This window comes from Streptomyces sp. NPDC014907 (assembly GCF_055562975.1).
Map to the genome: position 1 here is coordinate 78,545 of NZ_JBVHEG010000015.1, position 22,658 is coordinate 101,202.

Genomic DNA, 22,658 nt, shown 5'->3' on the forward strand with positions numbered 1-22,658 from the left:
GTCTTCACCTCTTCGCCGTCGGCCGCGTTCCGGGGGCCCGTCGGCCTTGGCCGGCTCCGGCCCCCGGTCAGGCGGCTCATGGGGGGGCGACCTCCGCCCCGGACGCTACGGACGCGCCAGGACGTCGCTCAGCCGGTGGGCGTAGAGCACCCGGCCGCACGGGGAGCCCGCGTCGGTGCAGCCCGCCGTACCGTCCGCGCGGTGTTCGGTCAGCGACCAGAGGTACTGGGTGGCGCCGGGCACGCTCTGGCCGTGCTCGACGTACAGGTCCTCGGGGCCGACCGCGTTGGTGATGTTGCTTCCGTAGTCCACCAGGCGGCCGCCGGTGACGGTGGCCCGGCGCAGGCTCCCGCTGTTGTTGAGGTAACTGCGGTTGAAGTAGTACACGCCGTCGTACCGGGCGGCGCCCTGGGTGAGGTCGCGGGGCAGGTAGTACGCCGATGTCGCGGTGACCGTTCCGCCGGTCTCCTTGAGCAGACCGGTGGTGTCGTCGATGGGAAGCGCGCCGACACGGCCCTTCTCGGGGTGGTCGGTGTCGGAGTTGCAGTACTCGCCCATGATCAGTGCGGGGGCGGTGGTGGAACTGCGGTCGACGGAGATGTACGACGCCTTCGGGGCCCCGGTGGCCACGCAGGTTCCCGCGGACGAGTTCCCCTGGGGGGCGACGAACTTGTACGACGCCACCTGCGGCATCACGTACCGGTAGGTGTGACCGTAGTAGACGTTGCTCTGACGGCCGATTTTGCTCTCGTCCGTGACGTTGCTCTTCAGCCCGTTGAGCGTGGTGTCGTCCACGGAGGCGTTCTGGTCGGGGTTGAGGTCCAGGACGGAGCGCATGTCGAAGACCCTCAGGCCGTTCATGGTGTCCGCGACGTAAAGGTAGTACTTGTACCAGGCGATGCCTCCGGCGTGGACGTCGACGGCCCTGTAGGAGGCGTTGCCGTACGAGTTGAAGTACGGCTCGGCCAGGAGGACGTGCCGGTACCGGCGTCCGTCGGGGGTGCCCGTCACCGGCGTCTCCGGGTCCAGGAACGACAGCCTGACGCCCTTGTCGGGGCAGGTGCCGGGGTCCGCCGCGCACAGGCTGGTGCTCGCCTTGTCGTACCAGGCGGCGACCAGCGGCTTGCGGGTTCCCCAGAGTTCGTCGGCCTGGGCGTCCGAGACGCCCGTGATGCCCTGCGGGATCCACTCCTCCGTGCCGGAGTCGCCCCCGTCCCAGCAGAGCTTTCTGGCCGGAGCCAGCACCGCGCCGTTGTCACCGGTACCGAACGGGTCCGTGGTGCACGACGCGCCGGTTTTCGCGACGCGGTTGGCCTGGTCGAGCAGGTCCTGGACGCCCTGTGTCGGCAGGGCCGCCTTCAGCGCGGTCACCGCGCCGCTCAGGTCCGGACCGGGCTTGAGGTTGAAGGACGAGGCGGTGGCCGGGTCTCCGGGGGTCGCGGCCTGTGCGGGAGCGCCGAGGGCCGGTACGGCCAGGACCGCCGCGGCAAGCGCGGCGACCCAGCCGGCGCGCCGGTGGGGGCGGGACTTCGGAGGGTGGTGCGGAGACGGCATGCTCTGCCCTTCGTTCCAGCGGAGGCGGGTAGGGGCTGAGATCATTTCAATCCGCGTGAAGCCGCGTCCAGGCCGGTGACCGGATTCCGCCCTTGTGCCCCCACAAGGGCGTTGACGCTGGCAGGACCGCCGAGGACGCTCCTGCTCCCCGGGGCCGGATCGCGTCCGCAGGGCCGGATCGCGGACCGGCCGGGAGGGCGCCCTGCCGGCACGGGACCGTCGCACAACCCGATGCGCGGCGACCCGATGCGTGCGGGTGCCCGGGCTCGTTCTCCTTCTGCCGGGGACGACGGCGCACCGGTGCCTTCCCGCGAGGAGGGCGCACCGGGCGCCGCCGGCTTCACGGCCCCGCCCCTCGCCCGGCGAGCGGGCCCCACGGAAGGCGGAGAATGACCACACGCAGAAGCTTCCTCGGCCGCACCACCGCGGCCGGCGTCATGGCGGGCCTCGCGGCCCCACCGGCGGCGGCCGGGGACGGCGGCGGACCACCCGCCGACGACCCGGCCGCCCGGCGCCGACGGGCCCGCGAGGCGATCCTGGCGGTCAACAGAGCTACGCGGGCCCACTACGCCGCGCTCAAGGCGGATCTGATCGCGCGGCTCGGCCCCGTCCTCGTGGTCCAGAACGACGCCAGGGGCGGAAGGTTCACCCTCGTCCACGACGGCACGCAGGAGTCGCTGCATCCCGTCGGGGAGGTGTTCGAGCTGGCGAAGTCCGTCAGCCACGTGCCGCTCGGCGTCTTCTCGATCGTCGCGCCCCACCTGGGCGACAGGGTTCCGAACGTGCCGGGCGCGGACCGCATCGATCCGCACGACCTCGCCGTGGTCGCGTTCGGGGACGGCGCGGCCACCGACTGGATCGCACCGCTCCGGCGCTACGCCGGCACCCTCGCCGCGGCCCGGCAGCAGCTCGACCGGGCCGGCGTCCCACCGGAGATGGCGGTCTCGTGCGCGCGGGTGCTCGACGGCGCGCTCTCGTTCATCGAGGTCTCCACCGCGGCCCGGTCCGTCGACATCAGGTCGTTCGAGGACTTCTCCCATCGCCTGCACGAGGGCATCCGCACCAACATGAGGTACGCGGCCGAGGCCCAGATCGCGGGAGTGCGGGCCGTTCTGCGGAAGTGGCGGACCCGGATCGGGGAGGAGGCGTGGCGGGACCTGTACACGGTCGTGCTGTCCCAGTGGGCCACGTCCGAGCTGAACCAGAACTCGATCATCATCGGACCGTGCATGAACCCCGCGAAGGTGGCCACCCACCTGATCGACCTGCCGGCCGCCGAACCGCCCTCGGACCCGGTCTTCGTGGCCCTGGACAACCTCGCCCGGATCGTGCAGGACAACATCGCGGCCGAGTTGGTCTTTCCCTCGGACCGGACGGCCGCCGACGCGCTCAAGGGCCCGCAGGACCTGCTCGCCGACGAGATCCTGGACCAGCTCGGCGCGACGAGGCCGGACACGGGGGCACGTCCCGCGTCCGACGGGGCCGGGAAGGGCGCCTGCCCCGTCACCCGGACGGGCCCGGCCTCCCGCCGGGGCGGTACGGCGCACGACCGCTGAGACCGGTCGTGCCACCGGCTGCCCACCGCCGGACCGGCCGCCGCCCGCGGTGCGGCGCGCGGAACCGGGACCCTTCCGTCCGACGGCGGGACCGCCGGCCGTCTCGTCCGCCGGCCGTCTCGTCCGCCGGCCGGGGCGGGCGGTGGACACCCCGCCCGCCCCGCGTGCGGCGCCCCGCCGGTGCGGGACGCCCGCCGGACCCGCCGGCCGCGTCGGTCCCGCCGGCCGGGACCGCGCGGGGTCAGTCCGTGTCGTCGCTCTTGCAGATGGCGACGTTGTCGCTGGTGCCGGGCACCGCGGCGGACTTGACCGCCTGGAAGTTCGCCTCGAAGGCGTCGTACACGGAGGGCGTGGTGACCCGCAGCATCGCCTCGTCGTTGTTGCGCAGGGCCGGTCCGCTCCAGTTGTGGCTGCCGGTCCACATCACCTTCTGGACCTCGCCCGCGTACATGCCGTTGATCATCAGGTTCTTGGAGTGCACGATCCGCCGGGGCGTCGTCGCGTCCGCGTCGTCGTCGTGCTGGTAGCAGCGGTTGGTCAGACCGGAGACGCCGTGCAGCGCGTTCCACGTGCCGGCGTCCGTCTCGCTGTAGACCAGGTCGACCAGGCACCCGGAAGCGGCCAGCGCGGCCAGCTTGTCGGCGACGGCCTGACGGGTGATCTTGAGCATCGCGGCGTGGACGGTGGTGCGGTGGGCACCGGAGGCGTCGCTCCAGCGGCACGTGATGTTGTCGAGGGCGTTGACGACGGTGTCGGTGCTCTCGTCGCTGCCCGCACGGGGGAAGAAGTAGTACTTGTAGTCGCCCGCGTTGCCGTACGTGTACGACCAGGCCGCGCGGTTCTGGGCCGGGAGCTTGGTGAAGTACGCGACGTACCCGTCGTACAGCTCGCTGTTGCCGGCGACGGTGAGCGAACTGTTCCAGTAGCGGCTGTAGTTGGACGGGGTCAGGTTCGACGTCAGCTGCACGGTGACGTTCTTCTGGGTGCCGCCCGCGACGCTGCTCGCCAGCAGGAACTTGTTGTGGTTGATGCCGGTCCCGGCCGGGCCCAGGCACGACGAACCGGAGGCGCAGAGCGCCACCCACGACGCGGCGGAGGTGCTCGTGCCGAGCGCCGCCCGGAGCGTGTCGTAGGAGGAGGGGTAGTCGAGGGTGGTGCGGTCCAGGACGACCCGGACGTTCACGCCGCGGTTCTTGGCGTCGACCAGGTCGGCCGCGATCGTGTCGTCCCAGAGGTGGTACATGGCGAGCCGGACGATCGAGCCGCTGTCCGCGTTGGCGATGACGGACCGCACCTGGGAACGGATCGCCTGCTGGGCGGCGGTGTCACCGGTGGGGCGGTTGAAGATCGGCCCGGTGACGACGGTCGCGGCGTCGGCGCTGCGCGCGGGTATGAGCAGCGCGGCGAGGACGGCGAAGGCGAGCAGGACGCCGGTTCCGCCACGGCTCGTGACGCTTCTGGCGTGAGGTGATCTCATGTGGTGTTCTCCCCGGCCGCGCATCGGCCTTCTCTCGGTTGCGCGCACGCGTGCGCGCGTACGTGACGGACGGAAGGTGAGGGTAGCGGACCGCGACGCGGCCCTCACGGTGCGATCACCATCCCGCCCGGGTGCCCCGTCCGGTCCGCGGTACGGCCGGCGCGACCGCGCGCGGCCGGCCGCACCGCCCTCGTGGAACGGATCACCGCCGGGCCGGCCGGAAGGCCCGGCGGCGGCCGGGACGAGGGGAGCGGCAGGTTCGCGCCGCCGCCCTGTCACGGCCGCCGGCTTTCAGCGGGAGTTCATCGGAAGAGCAGCGTGCCGTGCCAGAGTTCGTCGGGCCTGTGGTCGGCCTTGTGCCGTCAGGTCGCGGTGCCCTCCCGGCCCGTGTGAGTACGGAGGAGGACCACCCCCGCGATCCGGCCCGGCGTCGAAGTCCGGAACACGCCCCGGAGTTCTTCTCCAGCCCGTCGTGGACACCCCGTCGTGGGCACCCCGTCATGGACGCCCCGGCGTGGTTCGCCCCGTGGGGAGGCCGCCCGCCTTGCTGTAACCCGCCTTGCTGTAAAAGGGAACCCGCATGTCGCAGTCGCACGAGCCCTGGTACAAACACAACCCGCCGCCCTGGCCTGTGCCGGACAACCCGTACGCGCCGGAGGGGTACGGCCCGCCACCACCCCGTCCGCCCCGCCGCAGGCTGCTGGTCGCCGCGGTCCTCGCGCTGCTGCTGCTCTTCGGCGCCGGCTCGTACGTCCTCCGCGAGCGGTCCGGAGCGGACCACGCCCGGGCGGACCGTGCCGGAGCGGAGAACCGCACCCCGTCGGCCACGACGCCGCCGAAGACCAGTGCCCGTCCCACCCCGTCGCCCTCCCGCGTCCCGACCACCGCGGAGATCGCGCGGCAGCGCCGGGCCGGCGAGGCGGGCGCCTGGATCGTCGACGACCGCACCGACCTGCCCAACCGGCACATCTCGACCAAGGACCTCTGGATCGTCGGTGACACCGTCGTCCAGGCGATCTACAAGCGGGTCGTCGCCCACCGGCTCGGCGACGGGGCCCAGGTGTGGAGCGTCGACCTCCCGACTCCCGTCTGCGAGACCCCGGTCCACACGACTCCCGACGGCAAGGTCGTCATCGTCCTGCAGAACGTCGAGGCGTGGACCGGCGCCCGGTGCAACCAGCTCCGGATGATCGACCTGCGCACCGGAAAGGAGGGCTGGCACAAGCAACTGGCCGAAACCGGCACGGACGACGACACGATCATCGTGGACAGCGCGATCAGCGGCGGCACGGTCGCGATCGTCCAGAGCATGAAGGCCGCCGCGTACCAGGTCTCCGACGGGAGGAAGCTGTACGACATCCCCCTGGAGAACCCCGGGAAGTGCTATCCCGGCAGGGTGGCGGGCGGCAGCAGGCTCCTGGTGCTCGCCGACTGCGCGATCACCGCGCTCGAGAAGGCGTACGACCAGGTCCGGGAGATCGACCCGGCCACGGGCAGGGTCCACTGGCGCCACCGGACGGAGCCGGGCTGGAGGATCGGCCAGGTGCTGTCCGTCTCACCGGCCGTGATCACCATCGCGCACCGGGAGACCCACGCCGAGAACTGGCGGCTCGTCGCCCTCGGACCCGACGGCAAGGTCCGCAGGACCATCGACCCCCGCCCGAAGGGGTTCAAGCACTGCGGGGACTCCATCGACACCAGTGCCAACGCCCAGGCGTGCCGGGAGGCCGTCGTCGGCGGGGGGCTCGTGCTGCTCGGCGGGACCGACCGCGCCGGCGCCTACGACCTCGGCACCGGGATGCTGGTCTGGGGCGTGAAGACCGAGGGGACCTCGTACGGCTACTACCCCCTGGGCGTGGGACCGGGCAGGACGGGGACCGTCTACCGGCTGGGCACGAGCAGCAGGGCCGGACAGGTCCTCCGGATCGGTCCCGGCAGCGCGGACAACATCAAGGAAGTGATGCGGCTCCCCGCCTTCACCGCGAAGGTCGAGTTCGGCGCGGGAGCGGTCGGAAGGAACGCCTACGTGGGCGACCGGCTCGTGATCACGCCCGCCGTCCTGAGCGGCAACGACGCCGCCCGCGAGCCCCGCATGCTCTCCTTCGCCCCCTGACGCCGGCGCGGTCGGCTCCGAGGAGCACGCACGAGGCCGACCGTGCGGGCGGGCCGGTACGGAGCCGGGTGAGGGCGAGGAAGCGCAGAGTGCCGTCGCCGGTCCGGAACACCCGCCGCTCCTCGCCCGGGTCACGGTTCGCCGGAGCCGGAGCCGGAGCCGGAGCCGGAGCCGGAGCCGGGGGAGGGGGAGGGGGAGGGCAGGGCGCGGAGCCGGTCGGCGGCCGGATCGTGGCCGATCGGGTCGCCCGGCTCCTGGAAGTGCAGTGCCATGGTGGCGCCGGTCCGGTAGGCGTCCAGCCCGGCACGGCAGTAGGCGACCATCGGCTCCGGCAGCGCGCCGAACGCGAACCAGCCCATGGCGTCGCACACCTCGGGTTCCATGACCTCCGGTGTCCCGGTCCAGTGGCGGACCTCGAAGAAGAACCCGACGCGCGCGTTCCCGCCGGGGTCCCGGTGGTGCACGGTGACCGCGCCGCGCACGTCGTCCGGTTCCACCACGAGACCCGTCTCCTCGTGCGTCTCGCGGACGAGTGCGGTGACGACGTCCTCGAAGGGGCCGTCGACGTGACCGGAGGGAACGTGCCAGTGCCCTGCGGCGTAGACGTCGCCGGCCCGGCGCGACAGCAGCACCTCCGGCCCCTCCTCCCCGTCGCGGACGGCGATCAGGTGCACGTCCACCGGCACCGTGTGCCGCCCCCCGGTGCCGTCGGAGCGGGAGGCGCGCGCCGCGCCCGCGGTGCCGGACCCGGTCACCGCGACCACCCGAGTTCCGTGTAGTTGCGTCCCGCCCGGATGCCCCTGATCGCGGCACGGGTGTAGGGGACGATCGGCTCGGGCAGATCCTCGGCGTTCCACCACTCCCACCGGACACACTTGTCCGGCTCCCGCAGCTCCGGTGTGCCCTTCCAGTGATGGGCGCGGAAGTAGAGCTGGACGCGGGGCGGGTCCGTGGGCCGTTCCCTCATGTGCACGGTGTGGACGAGGTCGACGCCGGCCGGGTCGATCACCAGCCCCGCCTCCTCGTACGCCTCCCTCACGAGGCAGGCGGTCGCGGCCTCCGCCTCGCAGTGGCCCGCGAGCACGTGCCAGAACCCGCCCGCGTACGCCGAGCCGGGGTGGCGCAGACCCAGCAGGACCTGGCCGTCCCGCTCCAGGTAGAGGTGGACGCCGACCAGGTTCGGAACCGCCCCGGACGGCGACTCGGCCCGCGAGGCCCCGGCGGGCACCGCCGAGACCCCTTCGGCGGGCGCGGGGTGCTCGGCGGCGTGCCGCTCGAGCAGTTCCCGGGTCGAGGGCAGCACCGTCATGTGCGGGAACTTCTCGGGCCGCACCCAGGCGGGCATCACGCCCTCGGTGAGCGGCAGACGGGCCGGGTCGCCGCTCCAGCGGCCGGAGAACAACTGGATCGGCACGCGGGTCCCTTCGGTACCGGTGACGTGCTCGACCGCGTACGGTTCCAGGCCGGCGACCGTCAGGCCGGCTTCCTCGCGCAACTCCCGGCGGACCGTGTCGAGCAGCGTGCGGTCCTGCGGCTCCCGGCCGCCGCCGAGCAGCGACCAGCACCCGGGCTCCCGGATCCACGGCTTGTCGGCGTCCCGCAGGTGCAGCAGGTACCGGCCGTGGCCGTCGTGGACGATCGCGGACGCGTTCACGGGCTCGGCCCACCCGTCGAGCCGCGCGTGGAGGAGTTTCGTACGCAGGGTCGGTGAGGTGACCTCCGACAGGGGGAGCCACCGGGCACCGGACACCTCCTCGTCCTGCGGGGTGATCACCGGCGGGTCGTCGTCGGCGAGGTGGAACACGTGGCGGAAGTCGAAGTGGCGGTGCGCCGGTTCGCCCTCGGCCGGGTCGGCATCGACGTCGTGGACGTCGATGCCGATCGGAGAGCCGGGTGTCTGCCGGGGCAGGCACAGGGCACCCGGAGGGATTCCGGTCTCCTCCGACACCTCGCGCAGCGCAGCGGCGAGCAACGTGCGGCCGCCGGGCTCGTCGTGGCCGCCCGGGGTGAGCACGAGGCCTCCCGCGGCCGGGTGCCGGACGTGCAGGACCCGGTGCCGGTGGTCGATGACGACGGCGCCGCACGTGACGTGGCCGGGCAGCGTCGTCCGGGCGGTCACGTCGGCGGGCCGGTCCAGGGCGGCGAGCAGCGCGGCGAGGGCGTCCCGCTCGTCGGGGTGGCGGCCGAGGTACGCGTCGACGGTCCTGCGGATCGAGGAGGGGCTGGGAGGCACGAGCGTGGTCTCGCCTTCGACGTGGGGATGTGTCGCGGGCCGGGCCGTGGAGGTCGCGTCGGTGGGTCAGTCCGCCGTTTCGCGGCCGGACGGCCGGACGCCGCGGGGGCCGGGAAGCGCCTCGGCCACGGGCACGAGCCCGTACTGGGCGGCCTGGGCGGTGAACATGCCCTGGTACAGGCCGCCCGCGCGGGCCATGAGGTCGTCGTGGGTGCCGTCCTCGACGACGCGTCCCCGGTCGAGGACGTAGATGTGGTCGGCGTGCGTGGTCGCGGCGAGCCGGTGGGTAACGAGGACCACGGCGTGCCCTTCCTCGGCCAGGGACCACAGGCCCTGGAACGCGGCGATCTCCGCATGGGGGTCGAGGGCGCTGGTGGGTTCGTCGACCAGCAGGAACGGCGCCTGCCGGTACCGGGTGCGAGCGGAACCGAGTTTCTGCCACTGTCCGCCCGAGAGCTGGACACCCCGTTCGTACCCCTTGAACACGATGGAGTCCCAGCCGTGCGGAAGGCCCTCGATCAGGTCGAGCACGTCCGCTTCTCCGGCGGCCCCGCGGACGCGGTCCATGTCCCGGTGACGGTCGCCGGCCCCGATGGCCACGTTCGCGGCGGCCGTCATCTCCCAGCGCGGGAAGTCCTGCGCCAGCAGGCCCACCATGCCGAAGACCCGGGCGCGGTCGGCCTCGCGGAGCTCGACGCGTTCGCCCGATCCTCCCACCCACCACACGTTTCCCTCGGAGGGCAGGAGCAGCCCGGCCAGCACCTTCGTGAGCGTGGTCTTCCCCGAGCCGTTCGCACCGACCAGGGCCGTCACCTTCCCGCGCGGCACCCGCACGCTCACGCCCTTCAGGGAAGGGGAGTCCGCTCCCGGGTAGGTGTACGACACCTCTTCCGTCCGCACCTCCCGTACCGGTGAGGGCAGCGGCGCACCGGACGCGGGGATGGCATTCTCGCCCGCCACCTCGATGGCGTCCTCGGTGTCGGTGAGGAACAACAGCTCCTCGTACAGCCGGTTGACCTGCTGCACCAGCGACGTGAGCCGCGCCGTCGAGGTGCGGATGGCGATCACCGCCGTGCCACCGACGGCGAGCGGCAGACCGCCGGAGGCGAGCAGCCACCACAGCAATCCGTAGCAGGCCAGCGACGCGAGCCCCGCGAAACCCCCGGCGACCAGGTCCGTGGAAGCCTGCGCCCGGGCGAGCCGCCGCTGCTCCGCCTCCGTCTGCCGTGACATCTCCTCGTAGCTGGACAACAGCTTCGTGCCGGCGGCGTGCACCCGGATCTCCCCGGCGGCGTGCGGGCGGGTCAGGTAGGCCAGCAACGACGCGATCGCCCGCCGGTGGTCGACCCAGTTCAGGCGGGAGAGGTACTCGCGGCGCGCGGAGCGCACCGCCCCCCATCCCTTGGGCAGGGCGATCGCCAGCAGCATCGGCAGCAGTGCCCAGTGCAGCGCCGCGAGGACGACCGCGGCCGCCGCCATGCCGATCACCACACTGCCCACGCCGACCGACAGGCGGAGCATGCTGCGGGCCGAATCCGTGCCGAACCTCCCCGCCTCCAGGACCCGCTGGACCTCCGGCCGCTCGGTCGCCTCGACCTCGACGTGGGTGACGGCCGTGTAGTACCGGGCCGAGACCGCCCGCTCCACCTGCGGCTCCAGCCGGCCCGACATCGCGGTCGACCACGCCGACAGCACGGCGGTCGCCACCGCCGCGACCGCGAGCACGGCCAGCGACGGCAGGGCCTCGCGGAGCTTGTCCCCGGTCGGACCGTCGGCGAACAGCCGGGTGAGGACGCCGTTGACCGCCACCAGCCCCCAGCCCGCCGTCACGCCCTGCCCGAGCTGAGCCGCCACGACCCCGGTGAGCGCCCGCCGGTCCGTCTCCCAGCCGGTGCGCAGCACCATGCCCACCATGCGGGGCAGCGCCGCCGCCATGTGACCGAAGCCCAGCCGGGTCAGCGGGCCTTCGTGGCGGACGTAGGACTGGTCGTAGCGCAGCCGGCCGCCGTACAGTTCCCGCTCGGCGTCCGAGATGTTGGCCGTGGTCGCCGTGGTCGCCGTGGTCGCCGTGGTCGCCGTGGTCGCCGTGGTCGCGGTGGCGGTCTTCGGCGGGTTCACGGTCTCGTCGCCGCCTGGTTCGACTTGCGTCAATGTGTTCCCTCTCAGAGGCGGAGTGGGGTGTCGGCCTGTTCAACGACGCCGCCGCGATTTCGAACACGTGTCTTTCGGTCGGGTTGCGCACCCTGGGATTCCGCGGTTCGTCGAAGGTGTGCGGTGCACCGACCCTTGCCGCGTAAGAGTGCGTGGACGAAGGCGGGTTGGCCGAAACGCCGATGCTTGGTCGCCGTCGCCGTCGCCGTCGCCGTCGCCGTCGCCGTCGCCGTCGCCGCGCGCGGCCGGCGGGAGTGTCCGAACGCCGACCGCCACGACGAACGCCGGAAGGACGAGGGGGCGACGGGAGGAGGCCGGCGGAGCCGGGGCCTGAGGCCCGCGGGAGCCTCAGGCGACCAGGCCGTGCCGGTAGGCGTAGACGACGGCCTGGACGCGGTCGCGCAGGCCGAGCTTGCCGAGGATGCGGGACACGAAGGTCTTGACGGTCTCGCGGCTGATCACGAGGGCCGCGGCGATCTCGCTGTTGGACAGGCCGTCCGCGACGAGACGCAGGACCTCCAGTTCCCGGGGTGTCAGCGGGACGTCCTCGGCGCGGCCCGCGGCGGGCCGGATGCGGGCGGCGTACCGGCCCACGAGCCGGCGCGTCACCTCGGGGTCCAGCAGCGCCGCGCCCAGGGCCACGGTCCGGATGCCGTGCAGCAGCCGGTCGGGCGGCGCGTCCTTGAGCAGGAAGCCGCTCGCTCCGGCCCGCAGCGCCTCGTAGACGTACTCGTCCAGGTTGAACGTCGTCACCACGAGCACCTTCACCGGGCGCTCCACCCCGGCACCGGCCAGCAGGCGGGTGGCCTCGATGCCGTCGAGCACGGGCATGCGCACGTCCATCACCACGACGTCCGGACGGAGCCGGCCGGCCAGTTCGACCGCGGTCCGCCCGTCCTCGCACTCGCCCACCACCTCCATGTCGGGCTGCGCGCCGATGATCGTGGACAGCCCCGTGCGGATCAGCACCTGGTCGTCGCAGACCAGGACCCGGACCGGCGCGCTCACGCCGGGCTCCCCGCGGGTATCCGCGCCCGGACCAGGAAGCCGCCGCCCGTACGGTGGCCGGCGCTGAAGTCGCCGCCCAGGACGCCGACGCGTTCACGCAGGCCCTCCAGGCCCCGTCCGCCGCCGCCGGGGGACGCGTCCCGCGTTCCGGAACCGTCCGTGCCGACCTCCACGGTGATCTCCCTCTCGCCGTGGCGCACCAGGACGGAGGTCCGGCCGCCGTGGTCGTACTTGAGCGCGTTCGTCAGGGCCTCCTGCACCACCCGGTAGGCCACGAGGCCGGCGCTGCCGGTCGAGGCGGGCGGCGTTCCCTCCTCGGTGAACTCCACCGGCTGTCCGGCCCGCCGCGTCTGCTCGACGAGCGTGAGCACCCTGCCGGCGGGCGGCGTCCGGTCCTCGCCGCCGTGACCGGTGCCGTGGTCGGGGTCGAGCAGGTCCAGCAGGTGCCGCAGGTCCGTGATGGCGCGCCGGCCGGTGTCGCTGACGGCGGACAGGGTCCGGTCGAGGCGGTCGGGGGCGTCGGTCAGGTAGCGGGCGGCCTCGGTCTGCACCACCATCGCCGTCACGTGGTGGGTCACGACGTCGTGGAGTTCGCGGGCGATGCGGGTGCGTTCCGCGGTGCGGGCGTCCTCGGCGGCGCGGCTGCGGCGTTCCGCCTCCGCCGCACGGGCGGACCGCATCCACGCGCCGACGCCCCAGGTGAGGGCCAGTACCAGGTAGAACGTGATGAACCCGATCGCCGGTTCGCCCGGCCCGCGCCGGTGGAGCTCCACCGCCAGCGCCGCGAACGCCACGGAGGCCGCGATCATCGTGGTGCGCCGGTAGCGCTCCAGCCAGGACCCCGCGCTCAGCAGGGCGACGGGCAGCGCGGCGCCCGCCACGAGGTGGTAGCCGCGCAGTTGGTCGAGGACGAAGCCGCCCGACACCAGGGCGAGGCAGACGAGCGGCCACCGGCGGCGCACGGCCAGCGGCAGGCACTGCAGGAGCGCCGCGAGGCCCGCCGCCGTGTCGGCGGGCCGTGTCGGCAGGCCGCCGATCTCCGTGCCGCTGCCGTGGAAGGCGGGCAGGAACGACGCGGCGAGGAGCAATACTGCGAGCGGCAGGTCCCGGACCGTGACGTCGAGGCGGTGCCACGTCCGCAGGAACCGTCGGCGATCGATCACTGGGGCAGTGTAGTGGTGGGGTTCGTCTTCGCGGTGCGGCGGGCGCCGAACCGCACGGTGTTCCCGCGCCGGTGGGCCAGCCACAGGAACGCCAGGGTCAGCAGCGCTCCGAAGGCCACCGAGTACACGCTGCCCTCCGGGCCGAACTCGCCGCCGGTGAGCAGTTTCGGGCCCGATGTGGTGGTGTCCAGCAGTCCGTCGTCGGCGCGGTTGCCGGAGACCTCCGCGCTGAAGACGCCGGCCAGGGCGAAGTTCCAGCCGAAGTGCACGCCGATCGCCGGCCACAGGCTGCGGGTGGCGGCGTACACGGCGGCGAGCATGAAACCGGCCTCGACGGAGATGGCGAGGGCGCCCCACAGGGTCGCGTGCTCGTTGAGCAGGTGGGAGAGGCCGAACAGCAGGCCGGTCAGGCCCAGCGCGAGGTAGGTGCCGATGTGCTCCTCGATGATCCGGAACAGCACTCCGCGGTAGAGCACCTCCTCCGTCACGGCGGCGCCGGCCATGAAGCCGGCCAGCCCCAGCGCGCCCGTCACCGAGCCGAGGCCCTCGACCTCGGTGTACCCGGAGACGAGGAGGTTCGCGATGACGGCGCTGAACATCCCCGCGCCGATCAGGACGCCCCGGGCCGTCCCGGACACGGCGCCCTCCCGGGCGACGTCCCGGGCGGGCCGGTGCTCGGTCCGCCGGACCACCCACGCGTAGACGAGCACCACCAGCGCGGCCGTGGCGAAACCGAGGACCAGGGTGAGCCCGTCATCGTCCTTCACCGCGTTGATGGCGCTGCCGGTGATGGCGTACACCGTCATGACGGTCAGGAACTGTCGGACGAACCTCACGGGGACCCCCCTTTTCCGGGCCCGCGGCCGAGTGCCGCGGTCTGTACCGGACGCTACGGATCCGGCGACCGGAGGTCGTCACCCCACGGTGGACACCTGGCCGTGGCTCGCACGGGGGACAAGCCCCGGCGGGGGCGCCCGGCGGACCGGCCGTGCTCGCGCCACGACCAGGGACTCCGCCGGTGCTCTCCAGGTCTCCGGGTGGGGAGTTGTGCCCGGACCGCGCGGGCCCGGCCCGCGCGGAAGGCGTTCTTGGCGAGGACGCCGCGGCCCGGCCGTGACCTGCTGGCCGGTCCGCCGGGGACGACGGCCGAATAATCACCGATCCCGACGGGCCGGCCCCGGGGGCGGCCGTCCCCGCCCCCTTCACCCGGGAGGTCATGGCACACCCGCGCGAGAACGGGACAAAGAGAACCCACGACCGTGCGGAACGCCCGGAGGGTCAGCGCCGGGTGTAGAGGAAGCCCACTTTGTCGATCTCGTCACCCGCCCGGCCGTGGAAGCCGGCGATCTGCCAGCCGGCGGGCGCGGTGCGCGTGACGCAGTCGGACGTCGTGGTCCCGCCGGCCAGTGTGCGGCCCAGGCTGGTGGTGAACTTCGCGTGGAAGATGCGTGTACGGCCGTCTTTCACGCCCTGGCACAGGTAGGCGCTCGTCACGTATTCGCCGTTGCCGAGGGTGAGCGACCGGGCCGTGCCGCCGGTACCGCCGTGTTCGAGCGTCGTGCCGTCGGTCAGGGTGATGCCCAGCCGGTCGACGCGGGAGCCGGCCCGCAGGGCGATCGCGGCCGTGCGGGCGCCGGGCGGCACTTTGTCGATGTCGGTGAAGTGGTCGCCGTGCGGCCCGCCGAACTGGTCGCTGATCCGGTAGGCGGCGTTGCGCGTCCAGGACAGGCCCACCGCGATCGGGTCGTGGTCGGAGAGCATGAGTCCGTCGTCCGTCAGGAACCTGGCGTGCTCGTTGCTGTACGACGTGGCGCGGAGCGAGACCGGTGTGCTGCTCCGGTACAGGACCTTGTCGACGACCTCGCACGTGGGCGGCACCGTCGTCCCGCTCTGGTCGCACACCAGGGCGGGACTGCCCTTGGTGGGCGGAGTGCCGCCGCGGACCAGCTCCACCCAGGCGTCGGTGAGGCCGTTGGCGGCGGCGAACTCGGCGATGGTGTCGCCGGTGCGGGTGTAGCGGGTGTTGGTGTCGCCCATGACGACGACCGCGTTGCCCGCCGAGTGGGTCTTGATGAAGGCGGTGAGCTGGGCGAGGTTGTCGGCCCGGGAGGCGAGGTCGCCGGCGTTGGTGCCGGCGTTGGTGTGGAGGTTGTAGAAGTCGACGTGGACGCCCTCGGCGAGGCGTTCGCGGTGGAACGTGAAGCCCTTCGGTGTCAGGCAGTCGCCCGAGTCCAGTTGGCACGAGTCCCAGCGCACCCGCTCGAAGTCGTCCGCGTCGTAGGGGATCTTCGACAGGGTGTTCAGGCCGCTGCCGATGCCGGCGCCGCCGCTGGTGGGGGTGCGGTAGGGGTGCGCGGTGTCGGCGGCGTAGAGGCGGGCGTGGTAGTTGAAGTCCTCCTGGACGTGCACGACGTCGTAGGGCGCCACCCGCTGTCCGATGGTCGTGGTGCTCGGCTCGCGCGGGGTCGGGGCGCTGGACAGGATCTCGGGGAGACCGGCCACGTTGTAGGTGAGGACGCTGAACGTGCCCGAGTCCGCGGCGGCGGCGGGCGGGGCGGACATCGTGAGCCCCGCGGCGGCGACCGCGGCCGCCGCCAGACAGGCGAGGAGTCTGCGCATGAGGGATGCCTCCTGGGAACGGGGTGGAGAGGCACGGACATGGATATGTGCATGTACATGTCGCACGTTACTGCGGGTTACACCTGTCTGGGAACGGTTCCGGCGGCTGCCCGGTGTGCGACAGCCGTCCGGCCGGCCGTGGCCGTCGCGCCCGGATCGTGCCACCCGTGGGTGCCGGCGTGTCAGCTGCTGTCACCCGAAGGCTCGCTGTCGTGTGCGGGGAGGGTGTAGCCGCGGGTGCGGACGAGGTCGTGGGCCAGCCGGGTGAAGGCGCGGGCGGCGGCGGTCCGGTAGGCGTTCTCGCGGTGCTGGAGGGTGACGGTGCGGGTGGGCAGGGGCGGGTCGAGGGGGACGGGGGTCAGGTGGGGGTGGTCGTGGGTGATGGCGTCGGGCAGGACGGTGGCCAGGCCGGTGCGCTGGACGATTTCGGTGAGGGCCTGGATGGAGTTGGCTTCGACGGTGATGCGGGGGGTGGCCCGGTGGCGGGTGAAGTAGGCGTCGATGTGGCTACGGGTGGCGAAGTCGCCGCTCAGCAGGGCGAGTTGTCTGTGGGTGAGTTCTCGTACGGGCAGGGGGGAGGCGGGGTGGGCGTCTGCCTGGCGGGTGGCGGTGACCAGGGCGAGCGTTTCGGTGAACAGGGCGGTGGCGGTGATGCCGGGCAGGTGGGGGCCGGCGAAGGCGATGCCGAGGTCGAGGTCGTCGGCGAGCAGGGCCGCTTCGATGCGGTCCTGGGGCATCTCGGTCAGGGTGAGGGAGATGCCGGGGTGGCGGGCGTGGAGTTTCGCGGCGAGCGGGCCGATCAGGTAGGTGGTGAAGGTGGGGGTGACGCCCAGGCGCAGGTGCCCGTGGGAGAGGTCCTGGACGTCGTGGACGGCGCGTTCGGCGGCGGCCAGGTCGCGCAGTGCGCGCCGGGCGTGGTGGGCGTAGACGGTGCCGGCGTCGGTGAGCCGTACCGTGCGGCCGGTGCGGTCCAGCAGTTGCGTGCCCAGGGCCCGTTCCAGCTGTCTGACCTGCTGGGAGAGGGTGGGCTGGGAGATGTGCAGTTCCTCGGCGGCGCGCGTGAAGCTGCCGTGTTCGGCCACGGCGAGCAGGTAGCGCAGGTGGCGCAGTTCGGGAGAGGCCATGGAACCGAATATAGATGCGGTCGATAGCTCTCATGCCTATTGACTCTTGGACTCTATAGACGCAGTTCGTGCATGGTGGATTCATCAGCCCGCAGGGGCTGGCCAGCACTCGAAAGGAGTGACCATGCAGGACCTGACCGAGGGTGTAGCCCGCTTCCGGAGCGATGTCTTCCCGGCCAAGGCGAATCTTTTCGCTCATCTGGCCACGCATCACGCGCCGCACACGCTGTTCATCAGCTGTTCCGACGCCCGTGTCGTCCCCGAGCTGATCACCGGTTCCGAGCCGGGTGACCTCTTCGTCATCCGTACCGCCGGCAATCTCGTGCCCGCCTACACGCCCGGTGCCGACGGTGTCGCCGCGAGCGTCGAGTACGCCGTCGCCGCGCTGGGCGTCAGGGACATCGTCGTCTGCGGTCACTCCGCCTGCGGTGCGATGACGGCTCTGGCCGAGGGTCACGACCTCAGCGCCGCTCCGGCCGTGGCCGACTGGCTCCGCCTGGCTTCCGCCTCGGTGGCCCGTACCTCCGCGGAGGGTGGCGTTCCCGCCCTGGTGCGGCACAACGTCCTCGCCCAGCTGGCGAACCTGGCCACCCACCCCTCGGTCGCCAGGGCCCTGGCGGAGGGGAAGGTCGCCCTGCACGGCTGGGTCTACGACATCCCCACCGGCCGCGTCGACGACCTCACCGCCACCAGCGCCGACAACGGCGCCGCGTTCGCGGCCTGAACCCGCCCGGTCCGGACCGTCCCCCCGCCCGCAGCGCCCCGTGGCGACCCGCGGGAGGTTTCCCCCCTCACTCCCGCCGCTTCCCTTCTCACTCACCCGGTGGAGCGGCTCACCGAAAGGACGTACCGATCATGGTGCACGCACAGTTCGAGCAGTCTGCCCGCGAGGCCCTGGCCGCCAAGGCCGTGGCCGCCAAGACCGCCAAGGACCTGTCCTGGAAGCAGATCGCGGAGGCCTCTGGCCTGTCGGTGGCCTTCACCACCGCGGCCGTCCTCGGCCAGCACCCGCTGCCGGAGAAGTCCGCGAAGGCCGTGGCCGAGCTGCTGGGCCTGGACGACGAGGCGGCGCTGCTGCTGCAGACCATCCCGGTGCGCGGCTCGATGCCCAACCGCGTTCCGACCGACCCGACCATGTACCGCTTCTACGAGATGCTGCAGGTCTACGGCACCACCCTCAAGGCCCTGGTCCACGAGGAGTTCGGCGACGGCATCATCTCCGCGATCAACTTCAGGCTCGACGTGAAGAAGGTCGCCGACCCCGAGGGCGGCGAGCGCGCCGTCATCACCCTGGACGGCAAGTACCTGCCGACCAAGCCGTTCTGATCCGGCACCCGGACGGCGTCACGAACGGGTGCTGACGGGGTGAGCCGGAAACAACCCTCCGGCCCCCCGGGCACCCGCCCCCCCGGGCACCCGGCTCACCGTGTCCGGCTCACCCGCCTCACCGCATCCGGCTCGTCGTGCCCCGTTCGCCCGGCAGCCCGCATCCGGCCCGCCCGGCGCCCGCTCGCCCCGCCCGTCGCACCCCGTTCACGCGGCATCCCGCTGATCTGCCACACCGAGCCCCCGTGCGGCCGGCTGTCCGGCGGTCCGCCGCCCACCTTTGGAGGACTTCCATGGATTTCGTCCAGCGCACCATCGACATCGCCCGCCAGAACGTCGCCGAGGGCGGCCGTCCGTTCGCGACCGTCATCGTCAAGGACGGCGAGGTCCTCGCCGAAAGCCCCAACAGGGTCGCCCAGACCAATGACCCCACCGCCCACGCGGAGATCCTCGCCGTCCGCGAGGCCTGCACCAAGCTCGGCACCGAGCACCTGACCGGTGCCACCATCTACGTCCTCGCCCACCCCTGCCCGATGTGCCTGGGCTCGCTGTACTACTGCTCGCCGGACGAGGTCGTCTTCCTCACCACCCGCGAAGCCTACGAGCCCCACTACGTCGACGACCGCAAGTACTTCGAGCTGGACTCCTTCTACGACGAGATCGCCAGGCCGTGGCAGGACCGCCGGATGCCGATGCGCCACGAGGAGCGCGAAGAGGCGGTCGAGGTCTACCGGTTCTGGCAGGAGCGCAACGGCGGGGAGCGCCGTGTCGCGGGCGCCCCCACCACCGCCGGACCCAGGTGAGCGAGCGTCCTTCCCCTGAACGGCCGCGGCCCGGCAGGGCGTGAACGGCCCGGACGGCGGCATCGGACCGGCGACCCGCGCGACGCCGCTGAGCGCCCCTCCGCGTGAGACCGCCGGGTGTCTGGCCGACGCCGCTGCCCGGTTCGTCCGGCCGGTCCGCCTGTCCGGCCCGGGTCCGTGCGCCTGTCTGTCCGGTCCGGCCTGCCGGTTCGGTCCGCTCGCGGTGATCCTCTGCTTGCCGAACGCCGCGTCAGGCCGGTTCGGGAGTGCTGGACGTGGCCACCGGCGAGGTCGTCGAGTCCCAGGATCTCGTTCCCTCGGCCCCGGTCGAGTCCGTCATCCTGGCGCCGGCCCACGCGTTCTGGCTGGAGAATCCCCATTCCGCGGGCAGGAGGCTGGTTGTCACGTCCAGGGGTACGGACCGGGCCCAGCCGGTACCGCTGGCCCCCCGGACACCGCGACCGGCGCCGTGCTGCACGCCGTGGGCGACTGGACCGTGTACACGAGGCCGGGCGGCGGCACCGCCCTCTCCCCGGACAGCTTCCACCCGGTCACCGCCCGCCCGGCGAAGACCGGCCGGACCCGCGGTCTTCCGGCCCGGGGCGGACAGGGTCCGTGCCGGCCCGTGCCGATATGGCGTGCGCGGGTCAGGCCCGGTGCCCGGATGCGCTCTGGGTCGCAGTACCGCCGGGCCGCCCCCCCTCGCTCCGCACGGCACTCCGGCGCCCGCCCGCCGGCACGCTCCGTCTCATTGCCCGTTGCCCGTTCTCGGAGGCAACGGGCAAGCCCTGCCGGTGCCCTCGAAGCCGGACGACGGTGGAGACACGCAGACCACGCACCTTTCCGGCCGGGGCCTGGTCGCCGCCGTCATCCGCTCGATCGGCGCCCGCCACGACGGCGCCCACGCTCTCGTCGCCACCGGCCTCTACCTCGACCTCAGCCGTGTCCTGCGCAATCCTGCCGTCGGATGCGCAGGCGGTCGAGCTCGTCCCCGATCGCCCTGCGCAGCGGGTCGTGCCGCGGTCCGAGTGCGTACTGCTGGTCGGTCCACCTCTCGCGGGGGTAGAGCCACACCGGCATTCGCACCAAGTCGGCCGGCTCCCACTCGAACCGGGGCCATACGTGCGCATGCAGGAACCCATCGGTGTTGCCCAGGATCTCCAGGTTGATCCGCCGGAAAGCCGCATCCAGGTGACGGGATGTTCGCTCGACCGCTTCGCCGAGTTGGTCCATGTCGGACAGGAAGGCCAGCCGCTTGCCCCTGGGCAGGTCCGACAGCCTCTCCACCTTGGGATCGTCCACCAGGAGCACCGAGTAGCCCGGCAGGAACTGCACATCGCCGATCGCTGCGAATCCCGCGCTCAAGCGCCGCAGAACTGTGGGGTTCTCGCCTCGCAGGGCACGCTCGATCCGATCCATCCGCCAGTCGTCAACCATGGCCAGAACCTATCCGAACGCGATCGCCGCCCCGTTTGGGAAGCGTGGGGCGGTGGGTACGGCGTCGACGTCGAGCACCACCACGTCGACCACCCCGTTCTGACCTCCTCCACCCCCAACTGACCCGCCCGGCCCACCATGAAGGGGCGGCCGCCCGGACTCCCGGGCAGCCGCCCCTCTTCGCCCACCCGGCCCCCTGTGCCGGCGTCGGCGCCGCCTTCACCTCCGTCTTCGGGAGCAGGGCGGCGAGCGGCGAGCACCGGCCCTTCCCGACCTGGCGGAGCTCCTGCCAGTCGACCTCGGGGTGCGCGGCGGGCAGGACGTCGACGTCGGCGGCGCGGTAGGGCGGGACCTGGACCGCCCCGGCCCGCGAGGTGCCGAACCTCACCTCGGCCCATTCTGCGGCCCGGATCCGCTTGAGGCGGACCATCCAGTCGAACTCCGCCCTCCTCACGTCGAGGTGGGCGGCGGCCTGGTCGAGGCCGAGCGGGGTGTCGGCGGCGACGAACTCGGCCAGGTCTGCCCGCGCGCAGACCTCAGCGGCCTGACCGGGGTGGTGCAGCGTCCCTGAGGGGTTGCCGGACAGGTCGACCAGCAGACCGCGGGTCGATGAGCCGGCGGACCACGAAGGACGTGGCCGCCGGCTTCCGCTCGTACGCGTTCGGGGTACCGGGCGCGGCGGCGATCCGGTCCGCCACCACCCCGCCCGAGATCGGCTCCTCGCTCATCGCGGCCCGTACGGCGCCGGCGTCCAGCGCCTCGACCGCCGCCCGCGACCGCCGCCCCGCCGGGAGGCCGGGGGCCGGGACGATCCCGCCGTGCGCGCCCACCGGAACACCGTCACCGGAACCTTCAACCGCTGGACGGCTTAGGCCTCGGCGTACTCGCTCCCTGCCTGGCCCGAGCGTCTGCCGGACACGGTGACGCGGAGGCCGGCCTGCGCGCCGAGGTCGAGCGCTACCGCCGACCCCGTCCGGCCACGACCCCGACCACAACCTCCCCTCTGCTGCGGCGGTCGTTGCCGTTCACGTCCCCGGTGGCCTGTTCACGGTTGCCTGGTCGGGGGGCCGCCCGCGTCTACCCCCTCCTCGACGACCCCGGGCCCCTGCGGCAGCTGAGCGAGGACCACAACGCCCGCCGCGCCCACAACGGCCATGGCGACCGTGGCCTGATCACCACCTGCCTCGGCACAGTTCGCGACGACGAGGAGACCGGACAGATTCGGGACCACCCGGCGATCGAGTACCTGTCCGGTCCCGCCCGGCCGGGGCGGCTGCTCCTCGTCTCCGACGGCACCTACGAATCCCACGAAGACACAAACCGCGACCTGGCCGACTACTTGAACAGCGACCCGCGCAACGCCGCCGAGCACCTGGTCGGCGACGCCCTCCAGCATGCCCGCGCCCAGCGCACCCCGTAAGCCGACAACGCCACCGCCTTGATCACCCGCATCACCTGACCGGCTGTCGGAGCACGCCCGGTTCCGGCCGGCCGACCACGGGGCCAGGCAGGATGAACCCGCCCGGTCCCGGCAGCTACTTCCGCACCCCCTTGATGACGCCCCACAGGTTTCTGAGCCGGTCGGGCGGGTCGGCCAGCGCCTCTTCCGTCGCACGGCCCGCGAGCTTCTGCGCAGCGCCCTGGGCGGCGCCCCGGACCATCGCGGCGGGCACGTAGGCTCCGACGGCCGTCTGCTGCACGGCGGGCGCGGAGCCCGCCGGCTGGTCCGGCACGGCGCCGGACGACGGCTGGGCGGGGGCGGGAACGTTGTCCCAGGTCATGATGCTGCTCCTTACGGCAGAAAGCGGGAGGACAACGGACACCTGCGTGGTGCCGTCCGCGTGGGTGGGGAGTGCCTCGCGGTAGGCGGTCCTTCGGCTCTCTGCCTGAGAGCGTCCCTGTGGGGCGTGAGCCCGGGCCCGGGAGGGCGTTTCCAGGGTAACGCCGATCGGCTCGTTCACTGCTCCCGGATGCCTGGTGGGTGGCCATGGGAACGTCCTCCCACGTGAGTTCGGTTGAGCGAGCGGGACAGTGACAGATCGCGGGTGCTTGCGTCTCGTCTTGAACCGGGAAGGCCTCCTCCACCCCCTGGCG

Annotated in this window: 19 protein-coding genes; 6 read left to right on the forward strand and 13 right to left on the reverse strand. The window is 72.7% G+C overall.

What is annotated here, in order from left to right; genetic code table 11:
• Positions 1 to 105: 105 nt before the first annotated feature.
• Positions 106 to 1,554 (reverse strand): hypothetical protein, encoded by a 1,449-nt coding sequence (locus ACZ3IL_RS27495; RefSeq protein WP_467394564.1) that lies wholly within the window; start codon positions 1,552 to 1,554, stop codon positions 106 to 108.
• A gap of 389 nt (positions 1,555 to 1,943) precedes the next feature.
• Between ACZ3IL_RS27495 and ACZ3IL_RS27500 the strand changes: the two genes are divergently transcribed.
• A complete protein-coding gene (locus tag ACZ3IL_RS27500) occupies positions 1,944 to 3,110 on the forward strand; it encodes a twin-arginine translocation signal domain-containing protein (RefSeq protein WP_467394566.1) in 1,167 nt (388 codons plus the stop codon).
• 241 nt (positions 3,111 to 3,351) lie between these two features.
• On the opposite strand, the gene ACZ3IL_RS27505 is transcribed toward ACZ3IL_RS27500, so the two are convergent.
• A complete protein-coding gene (locus tag ACZ3IL_RS27505) occupies positions 3,352 to 4,587 on the reverse strand; it encodes a phospholipase D-like domain-containing protein (RefSeq protein WP_467394568.1) in 1,236 nt (411 codons plus the stop codon).
• 580 nt (positions 4,588 to 5,167) lie between these two features.
• Here ACZ3IL_RS27505 and ACZ3IL_RS27510 point away from each other — a divergent pair.
• A complete protein-coding gene (locus tag ACZ3IL_RS27510; RefSeq protein ID WP_467394570.1) occupies positions 5,168 to 6,700 on the forward strand; it encodes an outer membrane protein assembly factor BamB family protein in 1,533 nt (510 codons plus the stop codon).
• 131 nt (positions 6,701 to 6,831) lie between these two features.
• Here the strand turns inward: ACZ3IL_RS27510 and ACZ3IL_RS27515 are convergent, their stop codons facing one another.
• The 8 genes from ACZ3IL_RS27515 to cynR all read right to left on the reverse strand — a co-directional run bounded on the left by ACZ3IL_RS27515 (position 6,832) and on the right by cynR (position 16,998).
• A complete protein-coding gene (locus ACZ3IL_RS27515) occupies positions 6,832 to 7,464 on the reverse strand; it encodes an NUDIX hydrolase (protein ID WP_467394572.1) in 633 nt (210 codons plus the stop codon).
• Positions 7,452 to 8,933 carry an NUDIX domain-containing protein gene (locus ACZ3IL_RS27520; RefSeq protein WP_467394573.1) on the reverse strand — a complete coding sequence of 494 codons (1,482 nt, stop codon included), beginning with the start codon at positions 8,931 to 8,933 and terminating at the stop codon, positions 7,452 to 7,454. The genes ACZ3IL_RS27515 and ACZ3IL_RS27520 overlap by 13 nt, the downstream gene beginning before the upstream one ends.
• A 66-nt stretch (positions 8,934 to 8,999) precedes the next feature.
• On the reverse strand, positions 9,000 to 10,967 hold the full coding sequence (locus tag ACZ3IL_RS27525; RefSeq protein WP_467394647.1) for an ATP-binding cassette domain-containing protein: 1,968 nt from the start codon (positions 10,965 to 10,967) through the stop codon (positions 9,000 to 9,002).
• Between the two features lie 465 nt (positions 10,968 to 11,432).
• Positions 11,433 to 12,092, reverse strand: a complete 660-nt coding sequence (locus tag ACZ3IL_RS27530; protein WP_467394574.1) for a response regulator — start codon at positions 12,090 to 12,092, stop codon at positions 11,433 to 11,435.
• Positions 12,089 to 13,255, reverse strand: a complete 1,167-nt coding sequence (locus ACZ3IL_RS27535) for a sensor histidine kinase (RefSeq protein ID WP_467394576.1) — start codon at positions 13,253 to 13,255, stop codon at positions 12,089 to 12,091. The genes ACZ3IL_RS27530 and ACZ3IL_RS27535 overlap by 4 nt, the downstream gene beginning before the upstream one ends.
• Entirely contained in the window at positions 13,252 to 14,091 is an 840-nt protein-coding gene (locus ACZ3IL_RS27540) for a lysostaphin resistance A-like protein (protein ID WP_467394578.1), read from the reverse strand. The genes ACZ3IL_RS27535 and ACZ3IL_RS27540 overlap by 4 nt, the downstream gene beginning before the upstream one ends.
• A gap of 442 nt (positions 14,092 to 14,533) precedes the next feature.
• Positions 14,534 to 15,874, reverse strand: a complete 1,341-nt coding sequence (locus ACZ3IL_RS27545; protein ID WP_467394580.1) for a jacalin-like lectin — start codon at positions 15,872 to 15,874, stop codon at positions 14,534 to 14,536.
• A 182-nt stretch (positions 15,875 to 16,056) separates the two neighbouring features.
• Positions 16,057 to 16,998, reverse strand: a complete 942-nt coding sequence (gene cynR, locus ACZ3IL_RS27550) for a transcriptional regulator CynR (RefSeq protein ID WP_467394582.1) — start codon at positions 16,996 to 16,998, stop codon at positions 16,057 to 16,059.
• A 124-nt stretch (positions 16,999 to 17,122) separates the two neighbouring features.
• Here cynR and ACZ3IL_RS27555 point away from each other — a divergent pair, with 124 nt between their 5' ends.
• The 3 genes from ACZ3IL_RS27555 to ACZ3IL_RS27565 all read left to right on the forward strand — a co-directional run bounded on the left by ACZ3IL_RS27555 (position 17,123) and on the right by ACZ3IL_RS27565 (position 19,127).
• On the forward strand, positions 17,123 to 17,722 hold the full coding sequence (locus tag ACZ3IL_RS27555) for a carbonic anhydrase (RefSeq protein ID WP_467394584.1): 600 nt from the start codon (positions 17,123 to 17,125) through the stop codon (positions 17,720 to 17,722).
• Positions 17,723 to 17,853: 131 nt separating this feature from the next.
• Entirely contained in the window at positions 17,854 to 18,324 is a 471-nt protein-coding gene (cynS, locus tag ACZ3IL_RS27560; RefSeq protein WP_467394586.1) for a cyanase, read from the forward strand.
• A 293-nt stretch (positions 18,325 to 18,617) separates the two neighbouring features.
• Positions 18,618 to 19,127 carry a nucleoside deaminase gene (locus ACZ3IL_RS27565; protein ID WP_467394588.1) on the forward strand — a complete coding sequence of 170 codons (510 nt, stop codon included), beginning with the start codon at positions 18,618 to 18,620 and terminating at the stop codon, positions 19,125 to 19,127.
• A 250-nt stretch (positions 19,128 to 19,377) separates the two neighbouring features.
• Here ACZ3IL_RS27565 and ACZ3IL_RS27570 read toward each other — a convergent pair whose 3' ends face one another.
• Together ACZ3IL_RS27570 and ACZ3IL_RS27575 are read right to left on the reverse strand one after the other, a co-directional pair.
• Entirely contained in the window at positions 19,378 to 19,533 is a 156-nt protein-coding gene (locus tag ACZ3IL_RS27570) for a hypothetical protein (protein ID WP_467394590.1), read from the reverse strand.
• A gap of 530 nt (positions 19,534 to 20,063) precedes the next feature.
• Positions 20,064 to 20,564 carry a diadenosine tetraphosphate hydrolase gene (locus ACZ3IL_RS27575; RefSeq protein WP_467394592.1) on the reverse strand — a complete coding sequence of 167 codons (501 nt, stop codon included), beginning with the start codon at positions 20,562 to 20,564 and terminating at the stop codon, positions 20,064 to 20,066.
• A 1,051-nt stretch (positions 20,565 to 21,615) separates the two neighbouring features.
• Between ACZ3IL_RS27575 and ACZ3IL_RS27580 the strand changes: the two genes are divergently transcribed.
• The gene (locus ACZ3IL_RS27580; protein WP_467394594.1) at positions 21,616 to 21,984 is read left to right on the forward strand and encodes a hypothetical protein; all 369 of its coding nucleotides are present in this window, start codon (positions 21,616 to 21,618) and stop codon (positions 21,982 to 21,984) included.
• Between the two features lie 115 nt (positions 21,985 to 22,099).
• Here the strand turns inward: ACZ3IL_RS27580 and ACZ3IL_RS27585 are convergent, their stop codons facing one another.
• Positions 22,100 to 22,345, reverse strand: coding sequence for a hypothetical protein (locus ACZ3IL_RS27585; RefSeq protein ID WP_467394596.1), 246 nt, complete (start codon positions 22,343 to 22,345; stop codon positions 22,100 to 22,102).
• Positions 22,346 to 22,658: the final 313 nt, after the last annotated feature.

Excerpts from the sequence above, each read along its gene's own strand:
- ACZ3IL_RS27585 (WP_467394596.1), bottom strand. The coding sequence starts at position 22,345 with ATGACCTGGGACAACGTTCCCGCCCCCGCCCAGCCGTCGTCCGGCGCC.
- ACZ3IL_RS27510 (WP_467394570.1), top strand. The coding sequence starts at position 5,168 with ATGTCGCAGTCGCACGAGCCCTGGTACAAACACAACCCGCCGCCCTGG.
- ACZ3IL_RS27495 (WP_467394564.1), bottom strand. The coding sequence starts at position 1,554 with ATGCCGTCTCCGCACCACCCTCCGAAGTCCCGCCCCCACCGGCGCGCC.
- ACZ3IL_RS27555 (WP_467394584.1), top strand. The coding sequence starts at position 17,123 with ATGCAGGACCTGACCGAGGGTGTAGCCCGCTTCCGGAGCGATGTCTTC.
- ACZ3IL_RS27565 (WP_467394588.1), top strand. The coding sequence starts at position 18,618 with ATGGATTTCGTCCAGCGCACCATCGACATCGCCCGCCAGAACGTCGCC.
- ACZ3IL_RS27500 (WP_467394566.1), top strand. The coding sequence starts at position 1,944 with ATGACCACACGCAGAAGCTTCCTCGGCCGCACCACCGCGGCCGGCGTC.
- cynR (WP_467394582.1), bottom strand. The coding sequence starts at position 16,998 with ATGGCCTCTCCCGAACTGCGCCACCTGCGCTACCTGCTCGCCGTGGCC.
- cynS (WP_467394586.1), top strand. The coding sequence starts at position 17,854 with ATGGTGCACGCACAGTTCGAGCAGTCTGCCCGCGAGGCCCTGGCCGCC.
- ACZ3IL_RS27575 (WP_467394592.1), bottom strand. The coding sequence starts at position 20,564 with ATGGTTGACGACTGGCGGATGGATCGGATCGAGCGTGCCCTGCGAGGC.
- ACZ3IL_RS27545 (WP_467394580.1), bottom strand. The coding sequence starts at position 15,874 with ATGCGCAGACTCCTCGCCTGTCTGGCGGCGGCCGCGGTCGCCGCCGCG.
- ACZ3IL_RS27505 (WP_467394568.1), bottom strand. The coding sequence starts at position 4,587 with ATGAGATCACCTCACGCCAGAAGCGTCACGAGCCGTGGCGGAACCGGC.